The 15,296-nt window shown below is 42.7% G+C and carries 14 protein-coding genes; 8 read left to right on the top strand and 6 right to left on the bottom strand.

The window, feature by feature from the left end:
• Positions 1 to 53: 53 nt before the first annotated feature.
• A complete protein-coding gene (gene murD, locus INF28_RS08030; RefSeq protein WP_226392955.1) occupies positions 54 to 1,439 on the top strand; it encodes a UDP-N-acetylmuramoyl-L-alanine--D-glutamate ligase in 1,386 nt (461 codons plus the stop codon).
• A 74-nt stretch (positions 1,440 to 1,513) separates the two neighbouring features.
• On the opposite strand, the gene INF28_RS08025 is transcribed toward murD, so the two are convergent.
• From INF28_RS08025 to INF28_RS08005, 5 genes are all read right to left on the bottom strand, one after another.
• On the bottom strand, positions 1,514 to 3,781 hold the full coding sequence (locus INF28_RS08025; RefSeq protein ID WP_226392954.1) for an S-layer homology domain-containing protein: 2,268 nt from the start codon (positions 3,779 to 3,781) through the stop codon (positions 1,514 to 1,516).
• Between the two features lie 69 nt (positions 3,782 to 3,850).
• A complete protein-coding gene (locus INF28_RS08020) occupies positions 3,851 to 5,035 on the bottom strand; it encodes an ABC transporter permease (protein ID WP_226392953.1) in 1,185 nt (394 codons plus the stop codon).
• Entirely contained in the window at positions 5,032 to 5,772 is a 741-nt protein-coding gene (locus INF28_RS08015) for an ABC transporter ATP-binding protein (RefSeq protein WP_226392952.1), read from the bottom strand. Before INF28_RS08015 ends, INF28_RS08020 begins: the two co-directional genes overlap by 4 nt.
• Entirely contained in the window at positions 5,769 to 7,700 is a 1,932-nt protein-coding gene (locus INF28_RS08010) for an efflux RND transporter periplasmic adaptor subunit (protein ID WP_226392951.1), read from the bottom strand. The genes INF28_RS08015 and INF28_RS08010 overlap by 4 nt, the downstream gene beginning before the upstream one ends.
• Before the next feature lie 55 nt (positions 7,701 to 7,755).
• Entirely contained in the window at positions 7,756 to 8,223 is a 468-nt protein-coding gene (locus INF28_RS08005) for a MarR family winged helix-turn-helix transcriptional regulator (RefSeq protein ID WP_226392950.1), read from the bottom strand.
• Positions 8,224 to 8,511: 288 nt separating this feature from the next.
• On the opposite strand from INF28_RS08005, the gene yajC reads away from it, so the two are divergent.
• From yajC to secF, 7 genes are all read left to right on the top strand, one after another.
• The gene (yajC, locus tag INF28_RS08000) at positions 8,512 to 8,886 is read left to right on the top strand and encodes a preprotein translocase subunit YajC (RefSeq protein WP_226392949.1); all 375 of its coding nucleotides are present in this window, start codon (positions 8,512 to 8,514) and stop codon (positions 8,884 to 8,886) included.
• Positions 8,887 to 8,952: 66 nt separating this feature from the next.
• Complete coding sequence (locus INF28_RS07995) at positions 8,953 to 9,360, top strand: TIGR04086 family membrane protein (protein ID WP_226392948.1); 408 nt, start codon at positions 8,953 to 8,955, stop codon at positions 9,358 to 9,360.
• A 21-nt stretch (positions 9,361 to 9,381) separates the two neighbouring features.
• Positions 9,382 to 9,522: a six-cysteine ranthipeptide SCIFF gene (scfA, locus tag INF28_RS07990; RefSeq protein WP_226392947.1), complete on the top strand. Its 141-nt coding sequence runs from the start codon at positions 9,382 to 9,384 to the stop codon at positions 9,520 to 9,522.
• Between the two features lie 119 nt (positions 9,523 to 9,641).
• The gene (gene scfB / locus INF28_RS07985) at positions 9,642 to 11,021 is read left to right on the top strand and encodes a thioether cross-link-forming SCIFF peptide maturase (protein WP_226392946.1); all 1,380 of its coding nucleotides are present in this window, start codon (positions 9,642 to 9,644) and stop codon (positions 11,019 to 11,021) included.
• A gap of 23 nt (positions 11,022 to 11,044) precedes the next feature.
• The gene (locus tag INF28_RS07980; RefSeq protein WP_226392945.1) at positions 11,045 to 11,740 is read left to right on the top strand and encodes an HD domain-containing protein; all 696 of its coding nucleotides are present in this window, start codon (positions 11,045 to 11,047) and stop codon (positions 11,738 to 11,740) included.
• A 205-nt stretch (positions 11,741 to 11,945) separates the two neighbouring features.
• Positions 11,946 to 13,250, top strand: a complete 1,305-nt coding sequence (gene secD / locus INF28_RS07975) for a protein translocase subunit SecD (protein WP_226392944.1) — start codon at positions 11,946 to 11,948, stop codon at positions 13,248 to 13,250.
• Positions 13,250 to 14,359 (top strand): protein translocase subunit SecF, encoded by a 1,110-nt coding sequence (gene secF, locus INF28_RS07970; protein WP_226392943.1) that lies wholly within the window; start codon positions 13,250 to 13,252, stop codon positions 14,357 to 14,359. Before secD ends, secF begins: the two co-directional genes overlap by 1 nt.
• A 55-nt stretch (positions 14,360 to 14,414) precedes the next feature.
• Here the strand turns inward: secF and INF28_RS07965 are convergent, their stop codons facing one another.
• Positions 14,415 to 15,296 carry a M50 family metallopeptidase gene (locus INF28_RS07965; RefSeq protein WP_226392942.1) on the bottom strand — a complete coding sequence of 294 codons (882 nt, stop codon included), beginning with the start codon at positions 15,294 to 15,296 and terminating at the stop codon, positions 14,415 to 14,417.

Genomic DNA, 15,296 nt, shown 5'->3' with positions numbered 1-15,296 from the left:
CGGCGGCCTTTGTCCACGCACGGGTTTTTAGTAATAATAAAGGAGAGAAAGAAATGACCGTACAGGAATGGAAAACATGGGCGAAAGACCGCGAAATGGCGGTGATTGGTATTGGTGTCAGTAATTTGCCGTTGATCCGTTTTTTGATAGACTGCGGTGTAAAAGTAACGGCACATGATAAACGAACTCCAGAGCAGCTTGGAGAAATTTACGACGAACTCACGGGGGTGGGTGTGAAACTTGTGCTGGGAGAACATTATTTAGATTGTGTTTCTGACTCTGCAGAGATAGTGTTTAAAACCCCCGGTGTCCGTTATGATGTTCCTGCTTTGTTGAAAGCAGCAGAATGCGGCGCAGAAATTACATCTGAAATGGAATTGTTTTTCTCTCTGTGTCCTGCAAAGAAAATTGCTGTGACGGGAAGTGATGGGAAAACTACTACAACTAGCTTGATTTATGATATGCTTTGCAGAGCTGGGTATACCTGTTATCTGGGCGGCAATATTGGACATCCACTGATTGGTGAAATAGAAAAAATACAGCCTGGGGATGTAGCGGTTTTGGAATTGTCCAGTTTTCAGCTTCATACTATGAAGCAAAGCCCTGATATTGCTGTGGTCACCAATGTAACCCCAAATCATTTGGATTGGCATAAAAATTTTCAGGAGTATATTGATGCAAAGAAAGCCATTTTTGCTTACCAAAACGAAGATGGGAAAGTGATTTTAAATTTTGACAATGAGATTACACGGGGATTTAGAACGGAGGCACATTGTGCTGTTTGTTTCAGTTCCCGGGAATTTCTTCCGAACGGATATTCATTGCAAAATCACCATATTGTTTATGCCGAGGGAGGACAGATTAAAAGAGACATCTTGGATATTCGGGATATTTACATTCCCGGTATGCATAATGTTGAGAATTATATGGCCGCTATAGGAGCGGTAGATGGATTGGTCGGAGATGATGTGATTCGGGAAACAGCACGTGACTTTAAGGGGGTTCCGCATCGCATTGAGTTTGTGCGGGAACTTGACGGTGTGAAATATTATAACGATTCTATTGCCAGCAGTCCGGCACGAACAACGGCTGGCCTAAAATCTTTTGGTACAAAGAAAGTGATTCTGATTGCCGGAGGATATGATAAAAAGATTCCTTTTGATGATTTTGGGGTTGTTGTAAATGACCATGTAAAAAAACTGGTGTTGGTGGGGCTGACCTCAGAAAAAATTGAAGCTGCTGTAAAGGCTGCAAGAAATTATGTGGATTTACCAATTTTCCGATGTACGGAATTTGAAGATGCGGTTTGCACCGCAAGAAAAGAGGCCGAACCTGGAGATATTGTTATTTTGTCACCGGCATGTGCCAGTTTTGATTTATTTAAAAATTTTGAGGTTCGCGGCAATACTTTTAAAGAAATAGTCAACCAGTTTGAATAAGAGGAGAAAAACGCTTCTGCGTCCGATTATTTTCGGATACAGAAGCGTTTTTGGTATGCGGTAAAATTGGTTTTTTAATAGACCACAATGACTCGAATCTGTCCGCCTGCAGAAGGTTCGTTATCGTAATAAACAGAGTATTCTCCGTCTGTTTCTCCAATGATATCTGTGAAAGGAATTTTAACATAGGTTGCCGGAATGGAATTGCTCTTTTGGTAAACAGAAACATTGGCGCTGATCGGATAACTTTTGTCATTGATTACTATCTTACTGGATGAAATGTTGCTGATTTTGCCTTTGGCTTCTATCAGTTTTACAATGGTATCCGGATTAGAAGGTGATCCGCTGATTTGAATTCCGGAGCCGGAAGAAATATTAAACATTCTGCCATTGGTGTTTAAATTGTAAAGCTGTCCGTCAATCAAATAAGAATATGTTCCGCTGATAGACATTCCACTGCTGTTGCTGGCGCTTGTCATTAAACCATACCGGAATCCATCGCCTGTTACATTTCGCAAAATAAGTGTGGTAATGGCACCATTTTGATTGGTTTCGGCATATAAAACTTGACTGGAGGAAATATTCACATTGTCAAGGCGTTGGGGGTAAATCCTTGCATATACGCTGGTATCATTGGTATCCATGGTGCCAATGTCCAAAATGGCAGCGTCGGACGCTACCGGCGTATTGCCCAGCAGGCGGCTTTGCCAATTAAAAACGCCTCCTATATTTCCTTTTCCGCTACTGCTAACAGGTACAAGACGTGCGTACCCATCCTGAATGGAGATTTTGGAAACGGTGTTTTTACACTCTTTGTAATCCCGGTCAGTGGTATATTCTGTTTCTGTGCCATCCGGTAAAACTGTTTTTACGTAATAGCTTGTATAAGTGTTTACGGCGCCGGTGTTAAAATCTTTGCGCCCGGTTTCAATAATATAACCAATCAGATCATCACTTATGCCAGCAGAGGGAGATACTACATCGGCGATCTTTCCGTCTTTTCCTAAAAGAGCAGTAACCGTATCTCCAAATAAAAAGCTGCCACCAGAAGAAAGTTTGGAAAATGCCGTACTGCCTTCTATCTCGTAGGTTTTTCCGGAAATAGTAACAGAGGTGGGCATATCTTTATTGGGAGAAGCCTGCTCGAATACTCCGGTTACTTTATCACTGTAAGCCAGAACTAAATTCAGATCTTTTAAGTAGTATGCAATATCGTAAGGCTGAAGCCCGGAATAAGACGATGCTTCGCCGTTTCTCATGACAGAAGTATTTTCATCAATCCCCCAGCTTGAGCCCCAACCTGTTGCTAAAACAGTAATTGGACCATCCACGCTTCCTTTTTGCCAAGTTACATAATCAATGTTATCTCCTGATTTTTTTACTCTTAGTTTATCGCCCATTGCCAGGGTTGGTTTTACTGCCGAAAAGGTAGTTTGTGTTTTACCTTTGTATACAGTAGTGTTATCATCAATGTCTATTTGATTCATGGAGCCGTTTTGATAAGCAATGACCGTATCTGTCAATACAGAATAAACTACGTACTCTTCATTGGCACTGCTGTCAGGATCCGGCATGAAAGCAATCAGCTGATTCCCGTTTTTGACGGCTGCATCGCCCTTTAAACCCAGGACGCTTCGGTTAAAGTTGTCTTTAATTTTTAACGTGCCGTTGGAGGTAAAAATTTCATCCGAAGCAATAGAGGCATCATCATTTTGATCGGCAATTAGCGTAATATCTTCCATGAGCTGAACGTCAAACAGGCTGATAAGTGTTGTTGATTGTCCCTTCATTTTGACGCGAAGGGTGTTATAAATCAACTGTGCCACTTGCCCACGATCCATAACCTGTCCCGCAGCACAATCTATATTTTCTGTCATATCAAGATTTTCAGCCATGCCAAGCTGGCCGTAGGGCCAGGAAATACCGAAATCATCATTGGTATAGCCCAGTACCCGGAGCATCATGGTAACAGCTTCCTCATAGAGTACGCCTTCATCTGGACGGAAGGTGGCATCCGGATAGCCGCTGACCAAACCATTGGTGACCCCCACACGGACATAAGGCGCAGCCCAGTGTTGATAGGTCACATCAGGGAAGGGTGAAATGGCCAGGTTGGCAGCAACACTGTTGCGGAAACTAGAACTGGCTACTGCGGCCTTGGTAAATTCTGCCCGGGTTACCGCATCATCAAGACGCATATTCCCATCCGGATCTCCCTGCATAATATTTAGTTCATTCAGTAAGGAGAGCACGCCATCTTGTGGTTGTGCTGCAAAGACAGAGGGGATTTGTGTTGCTAATAAAAAACAGAAGATGAACAGTGCAATCAAATTCTTTTTCATAATGATACATTCCTTTGTCAAAGTCATTACAGTCAACAGCAAAAACTGTTATTCTGATTATTATAGTATTTACTCGTGTCGCAGAGCGTCAATGGGGTTAAGTCGAGCAGCATTTTTCGCAGGAAGATAGCCGAACAAAATACCAATTCCTACAGATACGCCAAAAGCGATCGCAATGGCGCCCAGAGACGGATAAGCTGTTAGCCCCAACATCTTCCCAAAGGTCAGAGAAAGTACGCTTCCGGCTATAATGCCTAAAACGCCTCCCACTCCACTAATTGTGCCTGCTTCAATGACGAATTGGGACATAATATCTTTGCCTTTTGCTCCTAAAGATTTCCGAATACCGATTTCACGGGTGCGTTCGGTGACAGAAACCAGCATAATATTCATAATTCCAATACCGCCCACCAGCAGAGAAATGCCGGCAATACAAACAAGCAGGGTTTTCATGGTTCCTGTTAATTGATTGGCCATATCCATAATTTGTTTCATGCTGTTTACTTGGTAATAATCGCTGTCGCCTACTTTTTGTAGGAGCATAGTATTAATTTGCGCCATGGCAGCATCTACCTTGTCATCTGAAACGGCGTTTAGGGTATAGCTGCTGATAAAATCGGTTTGCGCATAATTAATAGCCGTGGTATATGGAATATAGATGACTTCGTCTCCGCTTCCGCTTTCACTGTCTTCTTTTTCTTCCAAAATGCCAACTATTTTGAAAGAATTTCCGTTAATTTTTATCAATTGATTTAGGGCTGAGGCGGAACCAAAAAATTCTTTTTGGATGTAGGAACCAATAACACATACTTTTTGCTTTTGCTCAACATCCATATATTGCAGGAACCGGCCTTCCGTCAGTTCTAGCTTTTTTATATCAGCATATTCTTCGTTAATGCCTGTGACTGAGGTGGAAATGGAATCAGAAGAAGACGCAGTTTTTACGGTTGCCTGGCTTACTGTTACAGTTGGGGTGACCCAGTTTACAAGATCTGTGTGCTCGTCCCGGAATTGATAGAAGGTATCTGGATCAATGGTGCGGCTGCCGCCACGATTTTGTACCATGACGGTAATGGTACTGGTTCCGATTTCGGCAAACTGATCCGTCATCATTTTTGTCATTCCGTTCATGAGGCTGATTAAAATAATGACAGCAGCTACACCAATAATAATTCCCAGCATCGTCAGGAGAGAACGCATTTTGTCATACAGAATATTGGAGAGGGCCAATAAAAAAGACTTTTTTAAACTCATTCTGCCGCCTCCTCATCTCCCGCATGGGCAATGGGTGCAAATAAATTGATATCAGCAATGCCATCATACACAACTTTGCCGTCCTGAATCCTTATCACCCGTTCTGCCTGCGCGGCAATGGTATTATCATGTGTAATCAGAACAATTGTATTGCCTTCCCGGTGCAGTTGTTTCAGAAACTGCAAAACCTCTTTTCCGGTCTTGGAATCCAATGCCCCGGTAGGTTCATCTGCCAGAATAATAGAAGGATCTCCGGCAAGAGCGCGGGCAATGGATACTCGTTGCTGCTGCCCGCCCGACAGCTGTGCAGGGAGGTTTTTCGCTTTGGAGCGGAGCCCAACCCGGTCAAGTGAGGCAAGAGCACGTCGGGCCTGTTCCTTTTCACTCATTCCAGCATAAAGCAAGGGTAACTCCACATTTTGCTGTACAGTCAGTTTCGGAATTAAATTATACTGCTGAAAAATAAACCCTAACTTTTTATTTCTTATTTCAGCAAGTTCATTATCATTCATCTGACTGACATCCTTGCCCTCTAAAAAATACTGACCGCTGCTGGGTACATCTAGACAACCTATGATATTCATGCAGGTGGATTTTCCGCTTCCAGATTGTCCTACAATAGCCAAGAATTCTCCTTTTTCTACTTTCATGCAGATGCCATCGATGGCATGGACGTCCGTGTCTCCCATATGATAGATTTTGTAGACGTCTTTAAATTCAATCAGAGGTGTATTCATCTCATACCACCTCCGCCACCGCCTCCTCCTGCTGGCGGCCCCCCGCCGCCTGAGGGCGGCCCACCTCCAGCTCCGGACATGCCTTGACGCATCATCATCATTTCAGGGGACAGTTCTTCCTGGGAAGCTTGCTGGATGTATACAATATCTCCTTCCTGTAATCCATCCGTAATTTCTACATATTCCTCATTGCTGATACCCGTCTTTACCTGGACAGAGTAAAATCCTTCTGGAGCGGTGTCGTTTGGATCGCTTTTTTCGCCTTTAACATAGACAATATCGCCGCGGTTGACAGCGCTGACTGGAACAGACAGTGCGTTGCTGACCTGGCTGATGGCAATTTCTGCTTCTACATTCATACCGGGAAGCAAATCACTGTCGAAATCTAAAATACGTATTTTAACGGGATATGTAGTTACACCATTGGTGCCTGCGGTTCCGTTGACGCTGACGTTTTCTACCCGACCGGTATAGGTCTTTTCGGAGGCGTCTGCAGTTATTGTTACTGGTTGGCCCACTTGAATTTTCTTCACGTCAAGTTCATCAATATCTAGGTCAAAACAAAGGCTGCTCATATCGTAAATAACGGCGAGACTCCCGGAGGAAGAAGACGTGCCGCTGCCAGTGCTGGATGTGGATGCCGCCGAAGCAGACATGCCGCTTTCCAGCTTATCGCCGGCTTTTTTATTTTTAGTGACAATGGTACCCGAGATTGGTGCAGTGATATTATAGTCTTCCAATTGTTTTAAAATTTTATCCCGGGATAAAATTGCATCGTCTAAGGCGAGTTTTGCAGAGAGGATAGAAGAATTGGTGTTATCGTCTGCCTTCTGAAGTTCAGAACGTTCTTTTGCAAGTTCTGCATCGCGAAGGGAAAGTTCTGCATTGGTTAGCTGAGAATCCAGTGTGTCAGATTCTAATACAGCAAGAATAGTATCAGGCCAAACCCGGTCACCGGTTTCGATTTGCAAAGAAGCAATGGTGCCAGAGGTTTTGGCGGTAATGCTAATCGAATCAAAGGCTTCAAAAACGCCTACATCATTACAGGCTATACTGCCAATCATTGCGGTGGCAGAATCTCCTGCTGAGAGTGCCCCGGGATTTTCAGCGGATATGTTTACATAACGAATCCGCATATATCCTGTTGTAGATTCGCTTGCGCTACTGACAGAAGTTACAGAACCAGTAATTTTAGTGCCTGTGCCTACCAGCGTCAGTTCTGCAGTCATGCCGGGAGAAATTTGTTCTGCGTCTGCTTCGTTAAAAGGAACGCGGATTTTTAAGTAGGTATCATTTACTAAATCAGCAATTTTGCTGCCGCTGTTTACAGTATCCCCTTGCTTGACATAAAGCTCAGTAATTCGCCCTTCGGTGCCGGCCCGGACATAAAGATCGTTTTGTGAATCAACCGCATCATTGTAACTTTGCTGTGCCTTTTGTACGGCAATATCCGCACTTTGGACGCTATTGCTCAGGGTTTGTGAGTTATGTGCGTTGACAGCATCGTTATAAGCCTGCTGTGCTTTCTGAATGGAAATATTGGCGCTTGCCAAACTGGTTTCTACGGTTTCGGCATCAATCCGGTACATAAGCTGGCCTTTTTCCACATAGTCGCCCTCTTCAAAGGGAGCCTCTAAAATTTCGCCGGTGACCAAAGGTGTAATAGAATACTCTGCGTTGGGTTCTACCACGGAACTGCCGGTTACAGTAGCCTTAATATCTTGACGCGATACTGGAACTTCAGAAAATCCCGGATTCAGGTTGGCTTGGCGTTTTTTCCCGCTGCTATAAATGAAAAGTACCAAAATCAAAAGGAGCAGTATAACAATAGATAAGATTTTATGCGCTTTTATAAATTTCCATACTCCCAAAAAGAAGCGCTTGAGTTTTTTGCCAGCCGCGGCTGCAAAGGTTTTTAATTTATTCATTCATGCGTCTCCCGTTAGATGATTATATTTATATCCATATCATATTTTTTAAAGTTTATGACCCGAGTGCCTGAGATTTTTTGTCTTCCTGAAAAGATTGCTCGGACAGCAGGGTAAAATCTTGCAGTAGATCAAGAAAAAGCCGGCTTTTTTCCTCACCCATTTGTCCAAATATGGAAAAAAGCTGATGATACAATGTATCTTTTTCCTGCAAAAGAGCCTGTTGCCCCTGGTCGGTTAAATGTACAGAAGGCTGACGCCGGTCTGTAGCTTCCAGTTTTCGACGAACAAAGCCTTTGCTTTCCAAACTGTTCACCGTTTGAGACACTGCAGATTTGCTGACGGTCAGTTCTTGGCTTAACCGTGCAGTGGTTGCTTTCTTGTGGTGCTCTTCCAACCAGCCAATGACTTGCATCGTAAAAAATTCTTGTTTGGTCATGTTTTCACTATGCGGCTGCGTCATCATTGTGCGGCGCAAGCGTTCGATAATTGTGTAAAATTGATCAATAAATGTACAATCCATAAAAATTCCCCCAAATAAACGCATTCATTCAATTATACTATCAAAGAAAAAGGAAGCTCCCTTTCTTCTTTTTTCTCTGTGGACGATGCATCATACAATATTGTTAAGAATCTTAATTATTTTAACGCTAAACGAATAGTATGTCAAGGGGATTATGCACAGGATTTTTTTGATGTATCTAATAAAATTATAACAAAATGATAAAAGATAAAAAAAACTCTTGCAAAATAAGCGAAATATGGATATAATCATAAGAAGTACGATTTATATTTACTGAGGAGGTATATTATGGAACAACAAGTGGCTTCAGGACCTGCGGCGTTTGCGCCGTTGCTTATGATGTTGCTGGTATTGGCAGTCTTTTACTTTATCCTGATTCGCCCGCAGCGGAAAAAGGAGAAAAAACTGCGCGAAATGATTGCAAATCTTCGAGTCGGAGATGAAGTGGCATCAATTGGCGGGATCCGGGGTAAAATTGTTCGGGTGAAAGATGATGTATTTGTGCTTGAAAGTGGGGTTGGAACAACCAAATCTTTTATTTCTCTGGAAAGAAGCGCAATTAGCCGTTTGATTAAGGAAGGTTCATCTAAAGAAAAAGAATTGGAACCGTTGCCAGATGAGCCCCAGGAGATGGATGCGGCGGATACCACAGAGGAAAAATAAAATTTAAGTCATAAACGAGCGCCCCTGTCCATATACTTTAGTAAAAAAGTGCAGGAGGCGGACGTTGTGACGAAAGATTTACCCAATGGAAACAATTGGTTTGATATGGTGTACGGAGCGAAAAACCTATTGCTGAGTTATGCGGTAACCATCGTATTACTTTTTGTCTCGGCTGTTGCTGCGGCATATTTTGCCATGCCGGATTCTGCTATCGATATTTTGACAGCAGTAATCAGTGCGGTTTGTATTATGTGGGGCGGATTTCGTTCGGCTCGGCATGCTGGAAGGCATGGACTGCTGACCGGAGCGCTGTTTGGATTGGGATATACGGTTATACTGTATTTGATCGGTTCGCTGGTAGACGGTGCTTTGGCTTTTCGGGTCGGAGCTGTTCTTTCCGTTATTATTGGAATCGCATGCGGAGCAATTGGTGGAATGGCTGGTGTTAATACTAAACCGAAGAAAAGAAGATAAATCTAAAGGAGAGATTGTTTTATGAAAAGAATTCAAACACTAAATCAGGCAACCTTGAAGAAAAGCGCTGCAAAAGGCGGATGTGGTGAATGTCAGACCTCTTGTCAGTCTGCTTGCAAGACTTCCTGTACGGTAGCAAATCAGAAATGTGAAAAAGCGTAAGCAAGACTTTACAGAAAAGAAAAAAAGCTGGACGCCCGCGGGGGCGTCCGCTTTTTGTGTTTTAATAATGAATGCTCCGGCAAAGACCAAGAGCATTCAGGGAAAGAGAGAGATTTTCAATGGTTCATGCATTTCAAATGAAGGATAAATATATTGCGCTGGATGTTAACAGCGGCTGTGTTCATGTATTGGACAAGCTGTGTTATGATATCATTTGTTTCCTTTGCGATCATGATCTGCTGCCAGAGCCAGAGGTTTTTGAAAAAACTGTGGATCAACTGGGAAAGATATATCAACGTGATGCGCTACAAGAAGGCTGGGATGAAATCAAAGAACTTTATGCAAATGGGGTTTTGTTTTCTGCCGATGAATATGCGGATATTGCGGTGAATATGAAACGTCATTCACCGGTGAAAGCCATGTGCCTACATGTTGCACATGACTGCAATCTGCGTTGTGCCTATTGCTTTGCTGATGAAGGTGCATATCATAACCGGCGTGAGCTAATGAGCGCGGAGACTGGAAAGCAAGCAATGGACTTTTTGATTCAGCATTCAGGGAACCGTAGAAATCTGGAAGTAGATTTTTTTGGCGGCGAACCCTTGATGAATTTTGATGTGGTGAAAGAAGTGGTAGAATATGCTCGGGAACAGGAAAAAATACATAATAAGAATTTTCGTTTCACCATAACTACCAACGGAGTTTTGCTCAATGATGAAAACCTTGCTTTTATTAATAAAAATATGTCCAATGTGGTTTTGAGCCTCGATGGGCGAAAAGAGGTGAATGACCGCGTACGATGCAAAGTTGATGGAAGTGGTTCTTACGACAGTATCGTTCCTAAACTGATTAAGGTAGCGGAAAGTCGGCATCAGGATAATTATTATGTTCGTGGGACTTTTACCAAATATAATCTTGACTTTTCCAAGGATGTTCTGCATTTGGCAGATTTGGGATTTAAACAGACTTCAGTTGAGCCGGTAGTTAGCGAACCGGGAGCGCCGTATGCCATTACTGAGGAGGATTTGCCCAAGCTGTTTGAGGAATATGAAAAATTGGTAGAAGCATATTTGCAACGCAAAAAAGAAGGCAGAGGTTTTAATTTCTTTCATTTTATGATTGATTTAGAGCAGGGACCTTGTGTAATTAAGCGCCTTTCAGGCTGTGGAGCAGGTTGTGAATATTTGGCGGTTGCGCCCAATGGAGATATCTATCCATGTCATCAGTTTGTCGGTACTGAAAAATATAAAATGGGTAATATTGCGCAGGATACACTGAATCAGGAGCTGCGGGGTATGTTTGAAGAATGTAATGTTTATACCAAGCCGAAATGCAGAGAGTGTTTCGCAAAGTTTTATTGTAGTGGCGGATGCATGGCCAACGCATGTTTGCTTAATGGTGATATCAATGAGCCGCATGAAATCAGCTGTAAGCTTCAGCGGAAGCGGGTGGAGTGCAGTCTGTATGCGAAAGCGGTTGAGGCGGAATTGGGCCTTTAACATTGCAGAAAGGGGAGAGCCTTATGCCCAATAAAGAAAAAGGCAATACAGAACGCGGTGCTGGCGTAACTTTTTACGATATTGTCAAAAACGAAGAAATCAAGACCTATCTGGAAAAAGGGGATAAGTATATTGGTACCATGGGATATACCGATCATTCCTTGCTTCATGCTCAACGGGCGGCCAAGGTGGCATACAGTATTCTAACAGCATTGAATTATGATAAGCGCACTGCGGAATTGGCAAGAATTGCAGGATATATCCATGATATTGGCAATGTGGTAAATCGTATCGACCATGCCCAAAGCAGTGCAGTGATTGCGTTTCATATACTTACGCGTCTGGGAATGGAACCACGGGAGATTGCTAAAGTTATAGCGGCAATTGGCAACCATGATGAAGGAACCGGGACCCCGGTAAATCATATTGCAGCTGCATTGATTTTAGCTGATAAAACCGATGTGCGCCGCAGCAGAGTACGGAATCGAGAGATGTCTTCTTTTGATATTCATGACCGCGTAAATTATGCGGTAACGCAATCAGACGTATCGGTCCTTCACGATAAGACGATTCGTCTGGAACTTAAAATTGATACGGAAATTTGTTCTTTGATGGATTATTTTGAAATATTTTTGACGCGTATGGTTATGTGTAAACGTGCAGCTGATTCATTGGGTACTTCGTTTGAACTAATTATTAATGGTACAAAACTGGTATAAACTAGGATGGCTTTGCTGCTAAGTTTAAAAATATTTAACAAATTTTCTGAAACGCTTGACTTGCGGAAAAGGAAAGGTTATAATAATTCGGTTGTTATATACCATTAAAAAATGGTTTGGTGAGGTAAAATAATTAAACTGGCAAGGTTGCCAGTGGATGAAGTTATATTTTGTAGGCTTTGCTTACACAAAGGAGGAAGTAAAAGTGTCCAGAAGTTTAGTCAAATTTGTGGCTATTATTTTGGTAATTGCCGCACTTTTCTATGTTGGACTTTATGGTCTTGACATTACGGACAAAGTACGTTTCCCTGGTATTCTGGATGAAGACGGAATCACACAGGGACTTGATTTGAAAGGCGGAACTGTTATCGTCTATAAGGCGCAGTCTGATAATCCTACCGATGATGAAATGAATACGGTTGTCAGCATGTTGCGTACCCGTTTGGATAATCAGGGGTATACAGAAGCTACTTTAACACGGCAGGGAGTCGATAAAGTTCGAGTGGAGCTACCGGATGTTCAGGATGCACAACAAGCGGTAGAGACCCTGGGGGCAACTGCACAGCTGATTTTTGCAGATCCCACCGGCGCGGAGGTTATGACCGGAAAGGAAGTAAAAAATGCTACTGCCGAATACGGACAAACCGAGCAGGGAATGACGAAGAGTTCTTATTATATCAGTCTTGAACTGACGGATGAAGGCCGTACCAAATTTGCTGAGGCAACTGGTAGATTGGCTTCTCAGCCAGCCGGGCAAAATTATATTGCTATTATGATGGATAATCAGCCTATTTCTATGCCTCAGGTTCACGAACGTATTGACAGCAACAGTTGTATTATTACAGGTGAATTTACAGCGGAAGAGGCTAAGGCTTTGGCTGCTAATATCAAATCCGGTCAGCTGCCCTTCTCTTTGGAGCAGGTTGAAGTTCGGACGGTCAGCGCAACCTTGGGTGACGAGGCGCTGGGTAATGCGATGAAAGCAGGTATTATCGGCTTAATTCTAGTTTTGCTGTTCATGCTTTTGGTTTATCGCTTGCAGGGACTAATGGCGGACTTGGCTTTGATCGGTTATGTTGCTATTGTGTTTATTATTATTGCAAATTTGCATATTAACTTAACATTGCCGGGTATTGCCGGTATCATTCTGTCCATTGGTATGGCGGTAGATGCCAATGTTGTTATCTTTGAGCGTGTTAAGGAAGAACTGCGCTTAGGGAAAACCGTTCGCAGTGCTGTAGATGCTGGTTTCCACCGTGCCCTTTCCGCGGTTATTGACTCTAACATTACTACTATTATTTCAGCTGTTATTTTGTGGGTGCTGGGTACTGGTACCATTAAAGGATTCGGTATTACGCTGTTTATTGGTATTATTGTTTCCATGGTTTCCGCAATTTTTGTTACCAAGTTCTTGCTCAAACAGATGATTGGTATGAATGTAAAGAATTTGTGGTTCTATGGTGTTCGTAAAAAAGAACAAGATGGAACACTGAAAGGAGGCAAAGCATAATGTTTGACATCGTTAAAAATAAGAAAATTTTCTTGACAATTGCCGGTGTGCTTGTGCTGGTTTCCATTGCCTCTTTGATTTTCCGCGGATTTAATTTGGATACGGACTTTGCCGGTGGTATGGCGGTTACCTATCAAATAGATACAGCCTTTTCTGTTTCCGAAGTTCAGGAAATTGTGGATAATGCGCTTGGCTCTGACCAAAGTCCTTCTTCAGTTCAACAGTCTGGTAATGAGGTTATTATAAAATTTGGTTTTGATAACAATTTGCAGACCGATGAAGAGCGTTCTGATTTTTCTATGAATAAGATTGCGGCAATTACTTCTGCGTTGCAGGAGAAATACGGAACCCCTGTTGAAAATACAGAAAATACAGAGAATAATGAAAATGCAGAAGCAACAGCGGCTCCTGAGGCAGAAGCGACAACAGCGCCTGAGGCGGAAGCAACAGCGACTCCTGAGGCGGAAGCGACAACAGCGCCTGAGGCGGAAGCAACAACAGCTCCTGAAACAGAAGGTGAAGAAGCCACGGCATCTGTTACTGGTGTTACATTGAAAAACCAGGATATTGTATCACCGTCAACGGGCCGGGATTTGGCAAGATCGGCTGTAATTATGTCCGTACTGGCATGTCTTGCTATTTTACTGTATGTAACCTTCCGGTTTGAGTTTACTTCCGGTGTCGTAGCGATTCTTGCATTAATTCACGATGTATTGATTTTGCTTGGAGTTTATTCTGTTTTTCAGTGGAGTGTAGATACCAACTTTATTGCTGCGGTATTAACCGTACTAGGTTATTCTATCAATAATACCATTGTTATCATGGATAGAATCCGTGAAAATACACGTCATGCAAGAAAAGAAACTTATGCAGAAATTGCAAATAACAGTATTTGGCAGACCATGACCCGGTCTATCAATACAACGATTACCACATTGCTGACCATTGGTATGGTATATCTGCTAGGTGTACCTTCCATTCAGGCATTTTCCTTGCCAATCATTATCGGTATTGTGGTTGGTTTCTATTCTTCGGTATTTGTGTCTGGTTCACTGTGGGCATTCTGGAGAGATTCGGCAGTCAAAGGCAAAAAGGCTGCTGCTAAATAAGAAATGCAATATAAAACCGGTACGGGATATTCCGTGCCGGTTTTTTTCAAATGTATTATATTTCCCCTAAAGTAATGCGGATACTTTGATGTAACAGTGCATCTAAAATTTGGCTTTCCGTAACGGTTTTTATTATTCTCTGATGTTCATCAACTACTTGAATAATATAATAGCGATGATATGAAAGATGCCGTAAAAGCATACGCGCAGGTAGTTTGGCATAGGCTGTCAGTGTTGTCGTTCGGTTCAGGGTATTTTCCTCTAGTTTTTCTTTATAATATAAAATTTCACGTATGGTTTGTTTTGAAAAATTTCTTTGCTCGCTGTAAAGATTGCCCAAAAGGAATACCCCGATTAAAATCAGGGAAAAATTAAATTGGGCAGTAATGAGAAGGAGACCCGAGATGCATAATAAAACAGCGGAAAAAAATCGGCTGATGCGCAATGTGGTTTGTCCGGCTGTAATGGCGTCCGAACCCAAAGTCAGGGCAGCACGCAGAATCCTTCCCCCGTCAAGCGGCAGGCACGGTAGAAGATTCATGCCCATAATTGCCAGATTCACCGTGATCGCATATGGAATCCAGGCAAAGGGGAGAAGACGGTAAATACAATATAAAGCTATTGCAATGATGCAATTACAAAGAGGACCGGCAGAAGCCATAATGATTTCTTTGGCCGGTGATTTAATAAAAGGTTCCTTAAGCCTGGCGCATACGCCGAAAGGCAGAAGTGTAATACCGCTTACATCAATTCCAAGGCATTTCCCTGCAATAATATGTGCCGCTTCATGACATAATGCTGTAATCCAGCTTATACTAAATAATTGCCAATAATTTCCCCAAATAGATGCAGCGCATAATGGCAGGAGTAGAACATGAAGACGTATGTAATGTCCAATGGGAATTTCACCCGCATGAGAGAAGAATCTTTTCCGCAT

Origin of the sequence: Ructibacterium gallinarum, assembly GCF_014982785.1 — a bacterium.
GTDB lineage: Bacteria > Bacillota > Clostridia > Monoglobales > Monoglobaceae > Ructibacterium > Ructibacterium gallinarum.
This window is presented reverse-complemented; position numbering and strand designations above follow the sequence as displayed.

Excerpts from the sequence above, each read along its gene's own strand:
- yajC (WP_226392949.1), top strand. The coding sequence starts at position 8,512 with ATGGAACAACAAGTGGCTTCAGGACCTGCGGCGTTTGCGCCGTTGCTT.
- scfA (WP_226392947.1), top strand. The coding sequence starts at position 9,382 with ATGAAAAGAATTCAAACACTAAATCAGGCAACCTTGAAGAAAAGCGCT.
- secF (WP_226392943.1), top strand. The coding sequence starts at position 13,250 with ATGTTTGACATCGTTAAAAATAAGAAAATTTTCTTGACAATTGCCGGT.
- scfB (WP_226392946.1), top strand. The coding sequence starts at position 9,642 with ATGGTTCATGCATTTCAAATGAAGGATAAATATATTGCGCTGGATGTT.
- INF28_RS08010 (WP_226392951.1), bottom strand. The coding sequence starts at position 7,700 with ATGAATAAATTAAAAACCTTTGCAGCCGCGGCTGGCAAAAAACTCAAG.
- INF28_RS07965 (WP_226392942.1), bottom strand. The coding sequence starts at position 15,296 with ATGCGGAAAAGATTCTTCTCTCATGCGGGTGAAATTCCCATTGGACAT.
- murD (WP_226392955.1), top strand. The coding sequence starts at position 54 with ATGACCGTACAGGAATGGAAAACATGGGCGAAAGACCGCGAAATGGCG.
- INF28_RS08005 (WP_226392950.1), bottom strand. The coding sequence starts at position 8,223 with ATGGATTGTACATTTATTGATCAATTTTACACAATTATCGAACGCTTG.
- INF28_RS08020 (WP_226392953.1), bottom strand. The coding sequence starts at position 5,035 with ATGAGTTTAAAAAAGTCTTTTTTATTGGCCCTCTCCAATATTCTGTAT.
- INF28_RS08025 (WP_226392954.1), bottom strand. The coding sequence starts at position 3,781 with ATGAAAAAGAATTTGATTGCACTGTTCATCTTCTGTTTTTTATTAGCA.
- INF28_RS07980 (WP_226392945.1), top strand. The coding sequence starts at position 11,045 with ATGCCCAATAAAGAAAAAGGCAATACAGAACGCGGTGCTGGCGTAACT.
- INF28_RS08015 (WP_226392952.1), bottom strand. The coding sequence starts at position 5,772 with ATGAATACACCTCTGATTGAATTTAAAGACGTCTACAAAATCTATCAT.